15 protein-coding genes are annotated in these 19,989 nt (G+C 36.1%); 11 read left to right on the top strand and 4 right to left on the bottom strand.

The window, feature by feature from the left end:
- Window positions 1–9 precede the first annotated feature (9 nt).
- Window positions 10–1,122 (top strand): glycosyltransferase, encoded by a 1,113-nt coding sequence (locus AC2SLP_RS02110; protein WP_486534970.1) that lies wholly within the window; start codon window positions 10–12, stop codon window positions 1,120–1,122.
- A gap of 37 nt (window positions 1,123–1,159) precedes the next feature.
- Here AC2SLP_RS02110 and AC2SLP_RS02105 read toward each other — a convergent pair whose 3' ends face one another.
- The 4 genes from AC2SLP_RS02105 to potA all read right to left on the bottom strand — a co-directional run bounded on the left by AC2SLP_RS02105 (window position 1,160) and on the right by potA (window position 5,357).
- On the bottom strand, window positions 1,160–2,359 hold the full coding sequence (locus tag AC2SLP_RS02105) for an ABC transporter substrate-binding protein (protein ID WP_486534969.1): 1,200 nt from the start codon (window positions 2,357–2,359) through the stop codon (window positions 1,160–1,162).
- A gap of 88 nt (window positions 2,360–2,447) precedes the next feature.
- The gene (gene potC, locus AC2SLP_RS02100; protein WP_486534968.1) at window positions 2,448–3,224 is read right to left on the bottom strand and encodes a spermidine/putrescine ABC transporter permease PotC; all 777 of its coding nucleotides are present in this window, start codon (window positions 3,222–3,224) and stop codon (window positions 2,448–2,450) included.
- 11 nt (window positions 3,225–3,235) lie between these two features.
- Window positions 3,236–4,192, bottom strand: coding sequence for a spermidine/putrescine ABC transporter permease PotB (gene potB / locus AC2SLP_RS02095; RefSeq protein WP_486534967.1), 957 nt, complete (start codon window positions 4,190–4,192; stop codon window positions 3,236–3,238).
- Window positions 4,185–5,357 carry a spermidine/putrescine ABC transporter ATP-binding protein PotA gene (potA, locus tag AC2SLP_RS02090; protein ID WP_486534966.1) on the bottom strand — a complete coding sequence of 391 codons (1,173 nt, stop codon included), beginning with the start codon at window positions 5,355–5,357 and terminating at the stop codon, window positions 4,185–4,187. Before potA ends, potB begins: the two co-directional genes overlap by 8 nt.
- 552 nt (window positions 5,358–5,909) lie before the next feature.
- On the opposite strand from potA, the gene AC2SLP_RS02085 reads away from it, so the two are divergent.
- From AC2SLP_RS02085 to wecB, 10 genes are all read left to right on the top strand, one after another.
- Window positions 5,910–6,896, top strand: a complete 987-nt coding sequence (locus tag AC2SLP_RS02085; RefSeq protein WP_486534965.1) for a glutathione S-transferase family protein — start codon at window positions 5,910–5,912, stop codon at window positions 6,894–6,896.
- 693 nt (window positions 6,897–7,589) lie between these two features.
- Window positions 7,590–8,747 carry a polysaccharide biosynthesis/export family protein gene (locus tag AC2SLP_RS02080; protein ID WP_486534964.1) on the top strand — a complete coding sequence of 386 codons (1,158 nt, stop codon included), beginning with the start codon at window positions 7,590–7,592 and terminating at the stop codon, window positions 8,745–8,747.
- A gap of 179 nt (window positions 8,748–8,926) precedes the next feature.
- Window positions 8,927–9,358, top strand: coding sequence for a low molecular weight protein-tyrosine-phosphatase (locus AC2SLP_RS02075; protein WP_486534963.1), 432 nt, complete (start codon window positions 8,927–8,929; stop codon window positions 9,356–9,358).
- A gap of 75 nt (window positions 9,359–9,433) precedes the next feature.
- Complete coding sequence (locus tag AC2SLP_RS02070) at window positions 9,434–11,683, top strand: polysaccharide biosynthesis tyrosine autokinase (protein WP_486534962.1); 2,250 nt, start codon at window positions 9,434–9,436, stop codon at window positions 11,681–11,683.
- 41 nt (window positions 11,684–11,724) lie between these two features.
- Window positions 11,725–13,650, top strand: coding sequence for a polysaccharide biosynthesis protein (locus AC2SLP_RS02065; protein WP_486534961.1), 1,926 nt, complete (start codon window positions 11,725–11,727; stop codon window positions 13,648–13,650).
- A 508-nt stretch (window positions 13,651–14,158) separates the two neighbouring features.
- Window positions 14,159–15,082 carry an O-antigen ligase family protein gene (locus AC2SLP_RS02060; RefSeq protein ID WP_486534960.1) on the top strand — a complete coding sequence of 308 codons (924 nt, stop codon included), beginning with the start codon at window positions 14,159–14,161 and terminating at the stop codon, window positions 15,080–15,082.
- A 53-nt stretch (window positions 15,083–15,135) separates the two neighbouring features.
- Complete coding sequence (gene murJ, locus AC2SLP_RS02055; RefSeq protein WP_486534959.1) at window positions 15,136–16,659, top strand: murein biosynthesis integral membrane protein MurJ; 1,524 nt, start codon at window positions 15,136–15,138, stop codon at window positions 16,657–16,659.
- A 31-nt stretch (window positions 16,660–16,690) separates the two neighbouring features.
- A complete protein-coding gene (locus tag AC2SLP_RS02050; protein ID WP_486534958.1) occupies window positions 16,691–17,710 on the top strand; it encodes a polysaccharide biosynthesis protein in 1,020 nt (339 codons plus the stop codon).
- Between the two features lie 22 nt (window positions 17,711–17,732).
- The gene (locus AC2SLP_RS02045) at window positions 17,733–18,851 is read left to right on the top strand and encodes a polysaccharide biosynthesis C-terminal domain-containing protein (RefSeq protein ID WP_486534957.1); all 1,119 of its coding nucleotides are present in this window, start codon (window positions 17,733–17,735) and stop codon (window positions 18,849–18,851) included.
- 4 nt (window positions 18,852–18,855) lie between these two features.
- Window positions 18,856–19,989 carry a non-hydrolyzing UDP-N-acetylglucosamine 2-epimerase gene (gene wecB, locus AC2SLP_RS02040; RefSeq protein WP_486534956.1) on the top strand — a complete coding sequence of 378 codons (1,134 nt, stop codon included), beginning with the start codon at window positions 18,856–18,858 and terminating at the stop codon, window positions 19,987–19,989.

Raw genomic sequence — 19,989 nt, 5'->3', positions numbered from 1 at the left:
AGGCATATAATGAGCACACTTCACAATATTGAAATAATGGATCAAAATACGGCAGCGGTTAGTGTCATCACGACCTGCTATGGTCGTAACACGCATTTGTATAATCTGCTGAGTAGTTTAGAAGTCGGTACAATAAAGCCCTTTGAGGTTATTATCGTTAATGATGATGCGGATCAATCCCTATTGGATGATTATGCCTTAAATATAGTCAAGATACCTACTAGCAGGACATTAGTTAATAAAGACAGGGTTAAAACTAAATTCGATATCGGTCACAATCGTAATTTGGGCGCCAAACATGCCAGCCAGAACGAACTGATTTTTTTAGATGTGGATTGTATTGTGGCACCCAGTTTTATAGAACAATTGACATTTAAATTATCACACTATCCCGATGCGCTGCTCATGGGTCAACCTCGTTATTTGGAGCGCCCGTTATCAGAAAGTGAATGTGTGAAGCTACGCAGTGGGCAATTGTCAGTGTTCGAACTCAATACAACGTCGGTGTTCAATCCTTACCGCTTTAACTTTGAAGACAGTAACTTTGAAGATAGTAATATTAAGGACAGTAGGGTTGAAGACTGCAATTTTAAAGAAAATAATTTTAACGAGAATAATTTTGAAGATTACAGTTTTGAAGATAGTAATTTTAAAGATAACAATTTTGAAGTTAACAGCGATGCCTCAAGTTTTAAAACACCTATGATTCAAACAGATGACTATGGCGCGTTTTGGAGTCTTTGTTTTGCAATAAACGTCCATAAGTTTGATGAAATTGGCGGGTTTGATACGCAATATATAGGCTATGGCGCTGAAGATACGGACTTTAGCTTTCGTGCTCGCGAATTAGGCATTAAGTTTTATTTGACTGGGGATGTGGTTTATCATCAACAACACGGTGTCTATCGACCCCCTTTAAACCATTTAGACAGTATTATTATCAATGCCAATCGCTTTTATAAACAATGGCAACATTGGCCGATGACAGGCTGGCTAGAACAATTTGCAGATATGCAGCTCATCAAGTGGGATGAGCAGCAGTCATCTCCTATCCAAAAGCTAAGAGCAGCAACGGATACTGAATTACAGCAAGCACACTGCCCCAATGCGGCTTATGTATAGACTTGTTTAGGACGTTTAATTCGATAACCTGCTTAAATCACATGTCTACTTTTAAGCGGTCCCAGTATTGCTGATATAGTGCCATAGTTTTATCACTCACATCACCACGGAATAAAGCATGTCCTAATAACTCATCGGGTGGATAAATAATCGGATTGTTCGCAATTTCTTGGGGCAATAACTCTTTGGCCGCGTCGCTTGGCGATCCGTACCCTATCTCTTCACTAATAATTGCAGAATTCTCTGGTCGCAGTAAGAAGTTTATGAAAGTGTGTGCATTTTTTACATTCTTAGCGTTCTTAGGTATGCACATATTGTCCATCCACATAATAGCGCCCTCTTCTGGGTACACAAAGTCAAGCTCCGGCATCCCTTCATCTTGCGCCATGATCACCTCGCCATTCCACACCATACCTAGATAGGTCTCCCCTTCCAAAAACGGCATGCGGGGTGCATCTGAATTGAACGTACGTACATTGGGCATCATTTTAGCAAGCTTCTCATAAGCCGCTCTAATATGCTCAGGGTCTTCGGTAGACATAGAATAACCTAGGGTCAATAGGCTAAACCCAAACACATCGCGCATGTCATTCATTAGCATTACCCTACCTTTATATTTAGGTAGCCACAGATCTTCCCACGAAGTAATATCTTCAAAATCAACACGGTTGGTATTTACCGCAATACCCGATGATCCCCACAAATACGGTATGCTATATTGATTGTTCGGATCGACAGGAATGTCTAGAAAGTTTGGATTTAAGTATTTGAAGTTATTTAGTTTGTCTAAATCGATGGCTTCGAGCATGCTCTCTTTACGCATTTTATCGACAAAATCCGTACTGGGAAATATGACATCATAATCCCCCCTATTGCCCATAAGTTTGAGCTTGGCATACATCGCTTCATTGGAGTCAAACGTGCTATACACCACATCGATGCCTGTCTCTTCAGTGAAAGCTTCTAAGACACTGTCTGCGATGTACTCCGTCCAATTGTAGACGTTAACCACATTGTCCGAATCGATTCGTGTATCTGCACTGAGGGTATCTCCTTCAATCTCCGGACTATTAGGTTGACACCCTGTTAGCATCCCCATACTGGTTAGGCCCGTTATACCTGCCATACTTGTTAGCGAGGCCGCCCCAATGCCAGTTAATTCTAAAAATCGGCGTCGACTTAGTGGTTTATTATTAGGTCTGCATTTTTTATTAAATTTATCTACTTCATTTGACATCACTATTCCTTAACTGTCTAACGCCATCTCTTCAATACCATAACTGCTATCGCTATTTATTAGTCTATTACACGCAGCTTTTGAGTCTCTAGCGTTTTTTGAGTAATAAAAGCTGAGCAATCACCAAGCCTACTAACGAGATAGCCAGTAGTATGGTACCCACTGCGTTTACTTCAGGTTTGACCCCAACACGTACCATCGAATAAATTTGTAAGGGTAATATCTCAAAACTTGCACTGGTATTGAACGTCGATACCACCACGTCATCAAGCGATAAGGTGAATGCCAATACCCACCCTGCCAATACCGCTGGCATGACGATGGGAACCAAAACTGTGCGAATCATCGTAAACTCACTAGCACCTAAGTCGCGTGCCGCTTCAATAACACTATTATCCAAGCTTGATAAACGTGCAGAAACGGTAATGACCACAAATGGCAAGCAGAACGTGATGTGTGCGAGCAGCAAAGTCACAAACCCAAGCTCAATACCTATGATTAAGAATAATGCCAATAATGAGATAGCCAGTACAATCTCAGGCGACATCATGAGCACAAACAGCAAGCTTTGTAGGACACCTTTACCCTTAATATCGTACCGCTGAAATGATAATGCGGTCAGGCCACCAATAAGGGTAGTCACCGTTGCAGCCACCACGGCTAAAATAACTGAATTTATAGCCGCTTTAATCATGGCTTCGTTATTAAACAGTTCACGATACCAGTCTAGGCTCAGACCGCCCCAATGATACCCAACTTTGGAGGCATTAAATGAAAACACCACCATGACCAAGATCGGCGCAAATAAAATGATATAAATCAGCACCAAATATAGGCGAGACAGCCATCTAAGACTACTATTCATACTGCCCACCCCTAAGCCACTTCATTATAATCAGTCTTGCCGATACGTTTGCTACTGGCATAATACGCTGCTATTAATATCGCCATCGTCAAAGTCAGTAACACACTGGCAGCCGCACCAAAGGGCCAGTCGCGCGCATCCAAAAACTGTGACTTGATAATATTACCCACCAATAAATTTCGTGATCCACCTAAGATATCTGCCACATAAAACATCCCCATCGCTGGAAGCAGCACCAAAAGTACGCCCGAAATAATACCTGGGGTTGTCAAAGGCAACACCACATGCCAGAACGTTTGCAGCTTACTTGCGCCCAGATCTTTTGAAGCCAGCAATAAATCATCACGCATGTCCGTAAACACCGCATAAAGTGGCAATACCATAAAAGGAAACAACAGATAAACGAGCCCGCCTATCACGGCTTTTTGCGTATACAGGATTTGTAATGGCTCATCAATAATACCCATCGTTATTAATGCGGTACTCAATAATCCGTTAGCAGCAATGATCAACTTGACCGCATACAGACGCACTAATGAATTGGTCCAAAAAGGAATGATTAATAACAGCATTAAAAATGTCTGCCAACGTTTAGATACTCGGCTTACCAGCCACGCAAATGGATAACCTAGCAACAAACAAATGATCGTGGTGATAGATGCCATGCTTAATGAGTGCAAAAACACTTTGACATACAAAGGATCGGCAAAGCGTAAGTAGCTGTCGGCGGTTAACGGTAGAGACAAAAATGTATCATCGTCACGGGTTAAGAAGCTTGCAAGCACTACCAATAAGTTAGGAAGCAATGCAAATATAATTAACCATGCCCATATAATAAGTAATGACACACGTTGAAATAAGGGAACCGAAGCGCTACTACTTTTAGAAATAGGGTTAAGAGTAGAGTTAAAGTCAGATGTTGAGTTTGGCGTTGAGTTTGCGTTATCAGGTACAGTTGATTTATTCATCCGGTAAAATCCACTCCCAACCATCGACCCAGTCTACTCGAACTTCTTGACCAAGTTTGTAATCAAAATTTGGATCGTCCTCATTAAAGTACTCAGAGGCTTTAATCATATTGCCGTTTTGAAGCTTTATCACCGAATCTAGCGTACTGCCTTTATAAGCACTATCAATCACATGCCCCACCAGTCCATCGTATCCTTCGTTTAAGTAATACACCCGAATGTCTTCTGGACGTAGTAAAAGATTGATACTTTGGCCAATTTTAACATCAAATTTTGGTTTTGGCAGATCGCGTATGGGGTGATAGCCTTCTGACTGCTCAGTGACTTCTACTTTAATGCGCCTGTCGTTGACTTCAAGCACGCACGCTTTAAATAAGTTGGTTTCACCAATAAAGTTTGCCGTAAATAAGTTGGCCGGCGATTCATAAATTCCAATAGGACTGTCAATCTGTTGAAACTTACCCGCTTTCATGACGGCAATACGATCAGACATGGACAACGCTTCTTCTTGATCGTGCGTTACAAACACGAAGGTAATCCCAAGCTCACGCTGCATGCGCTTTAGCTCTGATTGCATTTGTACCCGCAGCTTAGCATCAAGTGCAGATAAGGGCTCATCAAGTAACAGCATCTTAGGTCTGTTTACCACAGCTCGAGCAATTGCAATGCGCTGCTGCTGTCCACCAGATAAATCTTGAGGTCGTCTATTTAGGGTATGTTCGAGCTGTACCATGGCCAGAGCGTCTTTAACGCGCAGATTTATTTCAGCTTTTGGGATTTTTTTTAATTTTAAACCATACGCAATATTTTCAAATACCGTCATATGTGGAAATAGCGCATATTGCTGAAACACCGTGTTAATCGGACGTTTCTCAGCAGGCAAATGCGTAATGCTCGAACCTTCAAGCTCAATGGATCCCGTATCAGGCATCTCAAAGCCACCTATTAAACGCAGTAACGTGGTTTTACCACACCCTGATGGGCCTAATAATGTCAGAAACTCCCCATCATAAATATCTAAATCGATATTGTCTAAAACAGAAGTGCCATCATATGACTTACTGACACCGCGGATCTGTAGTAAGGTGCTTTTTGAGTTTGATGGTGCTTTTTGAAGTTTAGAATCAGGAGGCGAAGTCGCTGAAGAAAGTTCGTTAGGCGGCATAGAAACAGTCTCACTCATGGTTAGAGGTTATGTAGAATAAAGGCAATAAAGAACAATTGACATAAACACGTATGCCTAAAGACTTATGTATCATAATAGGGTTTTAAATCTAAATAAATATATTAAAGCCCATACACTAGTTAACAGACGTTCACAATATACCGTGCTCAAATGTGGCAATATCCTACCCTAGAATTCTTTAAAAAACTACATTTGAAATCAAATAAATTATAGGGCTTTCTAACTGATTATTTAGGGTCTATTAAGTGGCGTTGAAATAGAGTTGATTTAAAAGCGATGCCTTAAATTAAAAAGCAAAATAATAAAACAAAATAATAAAGCAAATTATAGAAGTAAATAATTCACAATCACATTGTGTATATATTAGATAATTAAATAAGAGTTTAACAATGCTTTGTTCTGTTTAATAGAACAATTAGTTCCGCATTTCTCTGTTTAAACTCATCACCAGAATCTTTATTATAGCGTCATGTCATAAACTCTTATATAAAAATTTTTTGAATATTAAAGTAAAACTAAAAGGAGTATCCAATGGGATTACTAATAGATGGTACGTGGAAAGACAAATGGTACGATACCGACTCAACGGGCGGCCGCTTCGAGCGAGATAAAGCACGTTTTAGAAGTTGGGTAACCGCCGATGGCAGCGCAGGTCCTTCTGGTAGCGAAGGCTTTAAAGCGGAACCAAACCGTTACCATTTATATGTCTCTTTAGCCTGTCCTTGGGCGCACCGTACTTTAATTTATCGAAAGCTCAAAGGCCTTGAAGACCTCATTCCTATTTCAGTCGTTCATCCACTCATGCATGAGCATGGCTGGACGTTTGATGAGGGTGAAGGCGTTATCCCTGATCCCATATTTGATGCTGATTATATGCACCAGATTTATACTGCTGCTAAGTCAGATTATACTGGACGGGTTACTGTACCCGTATTATGGGATAAAAAGAACAATACAATAGTGAGTAATGAATCATCAGAAATCATTCGTATGTTCGACTCTGCATTTGATGACGTTGGTGGTAATAAAGACGTGAACTTTTTACCTGAGAGTTTGCGTGATGAAATCGATAAGATAAACGACTTTGTCTATCCCAATATCAACAATGGTGTCTATAAATCTGGTTTTGCCACCACTCAAGAGGCTTATAACGAAGCGGTCACCCAATTGTTTGACGCGCTTGATACTATCGAAGCCCGTTTAGCCGACAAGCGTTATCTCACAGGCGATACCATAACCGAAGCAGACTGGCGTTTGTTTACTACATTGGTTCGTTTTGACCCTGTATATGTCGGTCATTTCAAATGTAATATCAAACGAATTGTGGATTACCCCAACCTTTGGGGCTATACCCGTGATTTGTACCAAGTACCTGGCGTGGCAGAAACAGTTAATATGGATCACATCAAAACGCATTACTATGCCAGTCATGAAACGATCAATCCAACCTTGATCGTACCGCTTGGTCCCGAAATTGACTTTATGTCTGAACACGGCCGCGAAAAATTAAGTAAATAACGCTATAATAAAAAATAAATAGCTAGTAAGCAAATAGCTATTAAGCAAACAACTACTAAGCAAACAGCTATTAAGCAAATAAAATCTATGTCATAGATGGTGTGTTGTTTATTTATAATTTAACCCAGTTAAGCAAAATGCTTAAACTGGGTTTTATTATGGAATCCTATAATTGATGTCTAAAAACTAAAAATAGCTAAAATTTGTATATAAAACAATTAATAACAAAATATGGAGTTGGTTTAGCCTAATTTTTAGTCACATAAAAGCTTATGTTCGTCCAAATTAAATGATAGTCTTAGGCAGTTGCCCTAAACTAAGGCAGAAAAATTAAAGTAATAATGCAAATTCGGTCATCAAAATCTAATAGCTATTGATAGCATAAGAATATCATCGCTAGTAAATAGTTCAAAGATTTGCAAAAGTTGGCGAACAAAGCTTTTTATGATTTATTATTAATTGATAAAAAACTGTCATAATAATTTTTCAAGCAAATGATGATGACATTTGTTATATTACCCAAATATTTTTGCAGGGAAATAATAAGTTTTGTTTTAAAGCATGTTATCCTTATTGCGATAAATAGAACCTATTAACTTTCATATTAATTAGCTTATTTATTCGTTATTAATGAGCGTTAAATACTGTATTTTAAACTGAATCAACGTTATTGTGATTTGTGGATGGATGTATATGAGCACCAATCAAGCTATGACTACCCTTAAACTATTTACTGCTGTCGTTGGATTTTCTGGTTTAATATCATGTACGTCGATCAATTCTGGTTTGCAATCAGGAGAGCTACCTGCTTATGGTGCGTTTGTCGCAGACAATGGTATGCAGTTTAATGTTCAACCGTTAACGCTTGCAAATTTACCCGCACCGTCACCTTATTCAGTCAATAACCAAACTGCGAGTTATAAAACCTCCCCTCAAAAAAATGCCCGCGTCAATGAATTATTGAATAACCGCCGTGGTTCAGAATATCGCATTTCGAGCAGTGATATCTTAAATATTAATTTAATTGGCTATCCTGAAATTACCCCGCCTATCCCCAGTACTGCCATCACCACGGCAACCAATCCTTACGCATCAGGCTACCCGGTCGATCAACAAGGCTATATTCAATTCCCTTTAATAGGACGAATTCAAGCGAGTGGCTTAACCATTAGCCAATTTACTGACAAATTACGCAGCCAATTGCAGCGCTATTTAAGATATCCCGATCCACAAGTTAAAATCGTTAATTATCGTGGCAGTAAATTTTTCATAGACGGTGAAGTGCGACAACCGGGCGAATTTAATATTGCGGATGCACCCGTATCGCTTTATGGTGCTATCTCTATGGCAGGTGGCACGACGTCCGAAGGTGATAACAATAGTGTCATCTTGACCCGCAATGGTACTCAGTACGAATTAGGTTTAACTGACTTACAAGATATGGGAATTTCCCCCAGTCAGATATATTTACAAGATGGTGATTCAGTACGTGTACAAAGCCGTGATCGTAATAAAGTCTATGTATTGGGCGAATTTGGTGAGATAAAACCGTTAGAAATTCCAGATCAAGGCATCACCTTAACACAAGTCATCGGTCAATCCAGAGGGCTAAACTCAAACACAGCGGATGCGGCTAAGGTTTATATCGTTAGAGATTATGGCAGTCAATCGTATACTGATATTTATCAGGTTAATTTGCAAACGGTAACCAATTTGGCATTGGCCAATCGCTTTAAAATGCAGCCCAACGACATTGTATATGTCGATCCAACGGGCTTAACGCGCTGGTCTAGATTTATCAATTCGATATTACCGTCAACCTCAGCTATTAGACAGATTTCTAGTTTATAGATTATCTTGACCCGTTTATCTTGACCCATTTAACTTGACCATAAGTTTGGCGATTTATAGTTAATAGCTTCAAATACTGTACATAATAGTTGGTTATTTGGATTCAATAATTAGGATTCACTATTTTCCACCATCAAATTTCAATATGAACTGATTAAAAAATTTTGGATAATAAACTTATGGCCTTTGAAAATATTTTAGTGATTTGCGTCGGTAATATTTGTAGAAGCCCGATTGCCGAGGCATTGTTGAAACAGAGGTTTCCGAATAAAGAGATAGATTCGGCAGGCGTTGGCGCTTTGGTTGGTCATCCTGCCGATCAGAAATCTATTGATATTATGGCGGCGCAGAATATAGACATCACCAAACATACGGCCAAGCAAATCGATGAGAAACTGGCGTTAGAGGCAGATTTGATTTTGACCATGTCAGACAGTCAAACCAAATGGATTGAATCACAATGGCCGTTTTGCCGTGGTAAAACCTTTAAGATAGGACATTGGTCAGGCAAGGATATAGCAGATCCGTATAAATTGGATAAGTCTGCCTTCGAAATTGCCTATAAAGACATAAAAAATGGGTTGGCGCAGTGGCAGGATAAACTGGTTTAATCTAAAGCCCGAATAAAAAATTTTAAACATAAGAACTATTTATTAACTATTATTAACTATATAGCTACCTAATATATGAGCACTCAAACCACACCCTATTCTAATAAGTCAATGACGCAACCAGATGATGAAATTGATCTACTTGCTTTGCTATGGGTTATCCTAAGTGGATGGAAAACGATTTTAGCGTTAGCTTTATTAGGTCTTGCACTTGGTATAACGTATAGCCGTTATGTTCAGCCGACTTTCAAAACAGATGCCTTAATCCAAGTCGATGAAAAGTCGCAAGGGTTGGCCGCACTGGGTTCTAATATATCTGATCTTGTTGGCGAAAGTACCAGTCAGGCAGAGACGGAAAGCATATTAATAAAATCCCGTATGGTTTTAGAGCCTGTTGTAGACAAGCTCCACTTGGACATGCGCTTAAATAATGCTGAGATTGGGTTTTTAGATCGTATTGCGCAGTCTAGAGTGCCGACGCAAGTTAGTACGGAAGAAGGGGTTTATCTTGACACTGATAACGGTACCGCAACTGTAACAGTATTTGATGTACCTAGATCATTTAAGGACAAATATTTTACATTAGTCGCAACTGAGTCTGGTTTTGAGCTTAGTATAGAGTTTAATGAAGAGATGCTAAGTTATGCGGGTACTATAGGGTCACCGGTTACCTTAAAGACACCTGAAGGCGACATCCGTATTAATGTGTCTGCATTACCTATGGGTAGCACTTTTAGTATAGCCCAACTTTCTAAACCCGAGGCCATCAATGCATTAAGCAACAACCTTTCAGTCTCTGAACGGGGCAAACAGACGGGTATTATTCAACTGGCATTAACCGGTAACGATCAAAAACAAGTCAGTCGTGTATTAAGTGATGTGGTTCAATCTTACCTCGATCAAAACTTAGCACGTGGTACGGAACAAACCTCGACTACGCTAAAGTTTATGCAATCTCAAATTCCTGAACTTAAACAAAAGTTAGAGCAGTCAGAACAAGCGTTTAATGACTTCCGCGAAGAATACGGTACCATTGATGTCGGTAAAGAAGCAGAAATTCTGCTTGAAGAGAGTGCTCAGATTGAGCGTAGCTTAAGCGAATTAAAACTTAAAAAAGCGGAACTATTAACGTACTACACCAGCGAGCATCCTTTAGTCATTCAAATAAATGATCAGCTTGATGTGCTTAATAAAAGACGTCAAGAGATCAAAAATACGGTATCGGATTTACCCGATGTCCAACGTGAATTTTTACAGTTGTCGGAAGACATGGAGATAAACCGTGAGATTTATCTCACCATGCTTAAGAACTTTGAACAATTAAAGATTGCACAAGCGGGTGAAATTGGTAATGTTAGAGTGGTTGACACCCCAATCAATACTTTCGAGCCTATCGCACCTAAACGTCTACAAATTTGGGTGTTAGCAACATTTTTAGGTACTATGTTGGGTGCTTTAATAGTTCTATTAAAAAGCCTATTACGTAATACCGTTAAAGATCCTGACAAGCTTGAAGCCAAGACAGGCGTACCCGTTATTGCGACTATTCCAAGATCTAAGACTTCCTTTAATCTTAGTAAGAAAGATAATCGTCGCCTTCTATCAATGGTAGATCATGATGGACAAAGCTATGAAGGTATAAAAAGTCTACGCACCTCACTAATATTTGCGATGCCACCGGTCGCTAAAGTCGCTAAACTTCTAGACAATATAGATAAAGACGAAGCCATTAAGCTAGGTAAAGTCATTGTCATCTCTGGTGAATCTCCAAGTATTGGCAAATCATTTATCTCATCTAATCTGACTGAGACTTTCTCTCAATTAAAAAAGAAAGTTATTATTATTGACGGTGATATGCGCCGTGGAGAACTTCACAAAATCTTCACCATTGATCAACGTAATGGCTTGGGTGACTATTTAACAGAGCCTAACGCTACTTTAACTAGCTTTATTCATGCAACTAGCTTTGAATTCATAGACTTCATGCCACGTGGTAAACACCCTAATAACCCAGGGTCGCTTCTATCTACTGATAAGTTTAGTAATATGTTGGCACAATTAAGCACTATCTATGATTATATCATTATCGATACGCCACCAGTATTAGCAGTATCTGATGCAATTATTACAGCACAGTATGCTGATAAAGTACTGATGATTACCCGTTATAATCAATCAATCGAAGGTCAGGTTTCTTATGCAGTGAATCAAATGACTAAAAGTGGGGTAACCGTAGACGGTATTGTATTAAATGATATGGTGCAGGGTATAACTAGTAAATATAACTATCATTATAGTTATGCTTATGGTAATTCTAAAGACTAGCTTAGATATGACGGTATAAACGTATTAAGTTGTGATAAATAATGAATAGTACTCATAAAGACAATAATTTGGGATTGCTGGCTGAAAGGCTATTGCAATTACCGCGTAAAGCTAAGCAACTGATTTTATTAGTTGCAGATTATATTATATCTATACTATGTTTATTCTTAGCTCTATCCCTACGTCAAGGTGTGTTAGATGTTAATGCAAGTCCTTTATTGCTTTCACTTTATGCATTAGTTCCTATCGTTGGTCTTTATTTAATTGGCTTTTATCGTGGAGTTACGCGCATCTTCTTTGACACAGATATGCGTAAAGTTATGTGGTTATTTATCGCTATACTGGTAGCTTTTACTACCGTATATTTGTTTGATCTTATTAGCAGTATTCCACGTTCAGTTCCCCTACTCTATTTATTTCTGCTATTTATTTGGCTATGGGGAAGTCGACTATTCTTACGTGATTTGTTATTACGTTTACAAGGCAAACCCGTTTATCAAGACAAAGTAAATCAGCTCGATAATGTGATTATTTATGGTGCCGGAGCGTCCGGAACTGCTTTAATGGATGCTTTACAAGGCTCTCCTCGCTATAAGGTCGTTGCCTTTGTTGATGATGACCCTAAATTAACGAGTGGTCATATTTTGGGTAAAAAAATATATGCGAGTAATAAATTTGAGTCTTTAGTTGAGAAATTTGAAGCTGCTCAAGTATTTTTGGCGATGCCATCTGTAAGTCGCCAACGACGCCGTGAGATTATCGATAGATTAACCGATATGTCAGTTAAGATTAAACAGCTGCCTAGTCTTCATGAAATCGCAGAAGGCAAAGTCACAGTTAGCACCATGCGCCGGGTCGATATTTTAGATGTATTGGACCGTCAAACCGTTGACCCTGACCCTATACTGCTGTCAAAGAATATCCAAGATAAAAATGTACTGGTGACTGGTGCCGGTGGCTCTATTGGCAGTGAGCTGTGTCGGCAAATTATCAAAAATAGCCCCAAGTGTTTGGTACTATATGAGCTGTCTGAATACGCGCTGTATGCTATCCATCAAGATCTACTCGCTTGGCAATCTCAGCATACCGATAATAATAAAATTCAGATCATCGCCCTTTTGGGAAACGTAAACAATCAAGATAAGTTATCCACAGTATTTAACCAGTATGACATACATACTGTCTATCACGCGGCAGCCTATAAGCACGTGCCCATTGTAGAATTTAATCCTTTTGAAGGTGTGATAAACAATGCTAAAGGTACATACCACTGCGTTAAAGCTGCGGTAGAGTCACAAGTTGAAACGTTTGTATTAATCTCTACCGATAAAGCAGTACGCCCCACCAATATTATGGGTGCGTCTAAACGAATGGCGGAGCTGGTATGTCAAGGATTTAGTAAGCAGAAGCACAATACGACCATCAGTATGGTTCGCTTTGGTAATGTGCTCGGTTCATCAGGATCCGTCGTGCCTTTATTTACTAAGCAAATCGCTAAGGGTGGCCCAATCACTGTCACTCACCCTGAAGTGACTCGCTACTTTATGACTATTCCTGAAGCAGCGAACTTAGTGATCCAAGCCGGTGCAATGGCGCAAGGCGGTGAAGTCTTTGTACTGGATATGGGAGACCCTGTTAAGATAGTCGATTTGGCTCGACGGATGATTCATCTGAGTGGCTATGAGATAAAAGACGATACGCACCCAAATGGGGATATTGAAATCGTATTTAGTGGCCTACGTCCTGGTGAGAAGCTGTATGAAGAGCTAATCATCGGTGATGATAATATACAACCTACTATTCATCCATTAATCATGCAGGCACGTGAACATAGTTTTAATATCTATGAAATTGAATTAGTATTAAGTGATTTAATTACCCATGCACATAATAATGATTTCAGTTGGCTCTTAAGTAAGCTTTCTGAATATGTAGAAGGTTATAAGAATAATGATATAAGTAAATAGTTTAAGAGTATAAAGAGTTTCATAATTTGAACTATAGTTTGCATTTAATTAAACAACTACAATATACAATACCACTGTTTAAAATATTTTTATTATTAAGGAAATTGAATAATTTTTAAATTAACACTTATTTATTTTCATGTTAGTTATAAATTTAATCCTAACATCCTTATTAATGAATACTGAACTAAAGAAGGTTTAACTGATAACAACTTTTTTCTTCAATTCATTGAATAAACCAAAGTTACTCGTAATGTAATTTAAATGGAACGGGCCTTCTAACAATATGTTTACACCACTTAATTTTTTCATTACGTTTACAATAATCTCTATGTTAATAATAGGTATTCCAGGATTTGAACATTGGAGATTACCATTATATGCCGTAACAATATTATTTTTTGGGATAGGTTCGATATACAAAATAAAGATTACTAGGACAAACTTATTCTTAGTGATATTTTCACTGTACCCATTTGTACAATTTATTATACTACAGGGCAGTTTATTGGCTACTTTACAAGCCTATGTAATGATATTTTCATTATTTCTAATTCATAATTTTTCAAGTAGGCTTAATATTGATTTAAGAAATTTAAATACCATTGCTATCTGGATTACCATCTTAATGTTTATTTTTTATTTTAAGATAGTAGATTGGAATGATAGATCAGCTGGTTTGTTTGGAAATCCTAACACTACCGCATATATGGCTTTGACATTATTAAGTTTTGTTATGATGTTCTCAAATAGTAAAAAAGTTAATTATATATGTTGTATAAATGTTTTAACTATTCTATTGTTCACTGCATCTAGGGGAGCGATATTAGCTTTGATTACTGGTTCTATAGTATATTATCTAATGAAACATATGAAGTATAAATTTTTAGGTATATGTTCAATATCACTGTTAAGTTTACTATTTTCTCAATACGCACTTGATATAGCGAATTATATTATTGATTATGAACTAAATCTAGCTAACTTGAGTGAGCGTTCTCGTTTGTTCCGTTTAGACTCGAACGGTCGAGATTATATATATTCATTAGCTTATGATCGTTTTTTTTCAAGTCACTCAGAATTTGTTGGATTAGGTTTTGATCAAGCAAAGTTTGATATAGGAACAGGATTAGCTGCAAACGCAGGAACTCATAACTCCTTTTTAGAGTTGTTATTGAGACTGGGCTATATAGGTACCTTTTTATTTGTTATTTACTTGTTTATTATTGCTAAAAGTATATCTACTATCAAAACTGTTAAAGTTCGTAGTATTCTTTTAATGCAGTTTGTAATTATTTTAAGTTTAGCTACTAATTCATCTGTCTTCCTAGTATTAAATTTCTATTTTTTCTATCTAATTGTACTTCTAGAAGTAGGCTCTATTATTGATGAGAGTAATTTCAACAATATATTGCAAGCTAAATTCACATAATATGTCAATATTATTTACTACGTCAATTTAAATTAGATGGGTATAAGACGGTAATGTCTGAAAAAATTCTAAAAAACTCTCTTATTGTATTTGTAATTATTATTTTAGGTAAAGCTCTCTCTTTTTTAAGAGATTTAGCAGTTTCATTTCATTTTGGTGCTAATGATTTGACTGATGCATATTTTGCAGCTAATAATGTTCCTAGTATTCTTTTTACAGCTATAATTTCAAGTTATCTAGTTCTTTTAATTCCCATATATAAGAAAATACAAATTCAAGAGGGCTATAATAAAAGTAACGTTTTTGCATCTAGTCTAGTTAACTTCTTTGTAATTCTAACTTTAACTCTTTCAAGTCTTGGCTATTTCTTTATAGACTTCCTTATTACACTAGTATCACCAGGTTTTAATAATGAAACACACGACTTAGCAGTCAGCTTGGGTAAGATATTAGTACTTTCTTTTCCTATGTCTGCAATAGTTACTATATTAGCTACTATATCAAATGCTAATAAAAGATATTTTGCATTACATATTATTCCATTAATTTCATCAATCGTAGTGATAGTTTCGTTAAGTATTTTTGCAACAAAATATGGAATAATAACATTAGCAGTTTCTGGTGTTTTAGCATATTTTTTACAACTAATAATACAGATTCTAATCTCACGTAAACACTTTAAATATAGAGTATTTACATTACCGTTTAATCCACAGATTAAGAACATGACAGTCCTAGCTTTACCTATAATGATTGGTTATTCAATTGATCAAGTTAATCTTCTTATTAATAGTATTTTTGCTTCTAAATTAGATAGTGGCAGTTTATCAGCTTTAGTATATGCGCAAAAGCTTCAGGCAACATTCGTAGGGACGATCTCAGTAGCTCTTCTGACCGTAATTTATCCTTATTTATCAGAACTTATAGCAAATAATGACAGACAAAAATTAACATATATATTCCATAAAAGCTTCAAAATTATAGTGTATATTTTACTACCGATTATAATATTTCTATCTGTCAACAGTGAATTAATCATTAATATAATTTATTTAAGAGGTAAGTTCATTTATGAAGATGTTATTTCAACCTCTGAGGTTTTTTTCTATTACGCTATAAATATATTATTTCTCTCAATTAGAGAGGTTGCACTTCGAATATTCTATTTATATGAAAGTACTAAACGACCTTTGATAGCCAGTGTTATATCAGTATTAATAAATATTTCTTTAAGCTTCATCTTAGTACCATTATACGGAGTCGAAGCACTGTCTTTAGCTAATTTAATTGCAACAATTTTTAGCCTACTAGTGTTATTTTATTTCTTTAAGAAAGATGAAATTATCTCTTTTTCTAATTTTAATTTTCGTAGTTTCTTTCTAAATTGTACTATTGCTTCCTTAGTATTAATGTTGTCTATAATAATTACTAAGAACTCAATACCTACTGTTAACAAATATTTGACTTTGGTTTGCTTATCACTATCTTTTTTATCTTACTATGGAACATTAATTCTTCTTAAACAAGAAGATGTGATTTATGTGAATAATAAGATTAGAAAGTTTTTTACTAAATAATTTGTAATTTAACTAATTTAAGGTTTAATTTATGATAAAGAATAAGGTTTTATTAATTACGGGGGGCACTGGTTCCTTTGGAAATGCTGTTTTAGAAAGATTTATCAATACGGATACATTTAGAGAAGTTCGTATTTTTTCTAGAGATGAAAAAAAGCAAGATGATATGCGTCATAAACTAAATAGCTCAAAAGTTAAGTTCTATATCGGTGATGTACGAGACAAGGAGTCAGTAAATGCTGCAATGTTTGGAGTAGACTATGTATTCCATGCTGCCGCCTTAAAACAAGTCCCCTCATGCGAATTCTTTCCAATTGAAGCTGCTAAAACCAATGTTTTAGGAACAGAAAATGTATTAAATTCGGCTATTGATAACTCAGTGAAGAACGTAGTTGTTCTTTCTACAGATAAAGCTTGCTATCCTATAAATGCAATGGGAATTAGTAAAGCACTAATGGAAAAGGTTGCAATAGCAAAAGGTAGACAATTAGGAGATAGTTCAAATACAACTATATGTTGTACCAGATATGGTAACGTTATGGCTAGTAGAGGTTCAGTAATTCCTTTATGGATTAATCAACTAAAAAATGGTGAGCCTATAACAATGACTGATCCTCATATGACACGGTTTATGATGACATTAGATGATGCTGTTGATCTAGTCCTATATGCATTTGAGCATGGTAAAAACGGCGACCTATTTGTTCAGAAAGCCCCATCAGCAACCCTTGTAATATTAGCTGAAGCATTGAAAGATATATACTCTAAAGATAATGAAGTCAAAGTGATTGGAACTCGTCATGGTGAAAAACTGTATGAAACATTAGTAGCAAGAGAAGAAATGGCTCGATCTGAGGACATGGGGGATTACTTTCGAATTCCTTGTGATACTCGTGATCTAAATTATGATAAATTCTTTAGTAAAGGTGAAAAAAATATTTCAACAATTGAAGACTATCACTCTCACAATACTAAAATATTAAGTATTGATGAAATGAAACAATTATTAATGAAATTAGAAATAATTAAAAAAGATTTATTATTAAATTAAGTTTTGTACATTAGAGGTAGCTATGAAAAGAATAGGTATTACAGGCAGGAATGGTTTTATTGGGTCACATTTATATAACACTCTTAAACTAATGCCAGAAGAATATGAAGTAGTTGAGTTTAACCGAACCTTTTTTGAAAATAAGGTTTTACTTGATAAGTTTGTTAAGCAGTGTGATGTATTAGTACATCTTGCAGGAGTTAATCGCCATGTAGAACCTAGTTACTTATATAATAAAAATATTGAACTAGCTAATAGCTTGATTACCTCTTTAATTAGAACAAAAGCAAAACCTCACGTTATATTCTCATCATCATTACAAGAAAATCAGAATAATCACTATGGCCTTTCAAAGCTCAAAGCTCGAAAATTATTTGAAGATTGGGCTGAAAAATACAATACAAATTTCACGGGTTTAATTATTCCTAATGTTTTTGGACCCTTTGGAAAGCCTAATTATAATTCATTTATCTCAACTTTCTGTTTCAAACTAGTCAATAATGAACAACCCATAATTAATACTGATAATAAAATTAATTTGATTTATGTAGGAGAACTGGTAAGTGAAATTTTAAATATTATTAATAAATCTATATCAATTAATAATTACTACGTTAATCATACCAGTATAAAAAAAGTTTCTGAAGTTCTTGAAAAACTAAAGATTTATCAGACTCAATATCTTATAAATGGTATTATTCCAGAAATTAAAACTACCTTTGATCTAAATCTTTTCAACACTTTTTGTACATATTTAGACCATAAAGAAATTTATCCTATCAAATTTAATAAAAATGTTGACAGTAGAGGGAATTTTGTTGAGATTGTGCGATTTAATATTGGTGGTCAGTGTTCTTTCTCGACAACAGTACCTAATATAACTAGAGGTAATCATTTTCATACACGAAAGATTGAACGATTTGCAGTTGTAAAAGGAAAAGCTTTAATTCAATTAAGAAAAGTAGATAGTGAAGAAGTCTTGAGCTTTTTCTTAGACGGTGAATCCCCATCCTATGTAGATATGCCGATATGGTATACCCATAATATTACTAATGTTGGTGATGAAGACTTATATACCATTTTTTGGATTAATGAGGCTTATAACCCCAATGATCCTGATACTTATATTCTAAAGGTATAATGTTATGAAGAAAATAAAAGTTGTAACCGTTGTAGGTACTCGCCCTGAAATAATAAGATTATCTAGAGTTCTTGATGCTCTCGACTCATCAGAGTCAATTACTAATATAATTATTCATACTGGACAAAATTACGATTATGAACTTAATCAAATATTTTTTGATGACTTAGGATTGCGTAAACCTGATTACTTTTTAGAAGCTGCTGGAAAGTCGGCAACTGAAACAATAGGAAATATATTAATTAAAATAGACCCTTTATTAGATAAAATTAATCCTGATGCATTTCTAGTATTAGGAGATACGAACTCATGCTTATGCTCTATTCCAGCTAAAAAGCGTCAAATACCTATTTTTCATATGGAGGCCGGTAATCGGTGTTTTGATCAAAGAGTTCCAGAAGAAACTAATCGTAAAATTGTCGACCATATATCTGATATTAATCTTACCTATTCTACTATTGCTAGAGAGTATTTACTTAAAGAAGGTTTGCCAGCAGACCGCGTAATAAAGACAGGTTCGCCAATGTTTGAAGTTTTACAACATTATTTGCCTCAAATAAAATCTTCATCAGTTCTAAAATCTTTAGAATTAAATAAAAATGAGTTTTTTGTTGTATCTTCACATAGAGAAGAAAATATTTCTTCTGAAGAAAATTTTAACAATTTAATGAACTCATTAAATCATATAGCAGAAAAGTATCATTATCCAATTATTGTCTCTACTCATCCACGTACAAGACATATGATTGAACGCAAAAAAATAAATATGAGACCAGAAGTTCAGTTTATTAAACCTTTAGGCTTTCATGACTATAATTCTTTACAAATGAATGCATTTGCCGTGTTGTCAGATTCGGGTACGATTTCAGAAGAATCGTCAATCTTAAATTTTAGAGCTTTGAATATTCGTGAGACCCATGAAAGACCAGAAGCTATGGAAGAAGCAGCGGTAATGATGGTTGGCCTAACTTCAGAAAGAATACTACAGGGTCTGTCACAACTACTTGAACAGGAAGTTAATAATAATAGAAATTATAGAATAGTTGAAGATTATTCAATGCCAAATGTTTCAAGTAAGGTAGTACGAATAATAATTTCATATGTAGATTACGTCAATAAGGTTGTTTGGAGAAAATAG

The organism is Psychrobacter sp. CX21 (assembly GCF_057396255.1).
The sequence above is the reverse complement of the archived record's forward strand: the minus strand, read 5'-3'. Positions and strand labels throughout refer to the sequence as shown.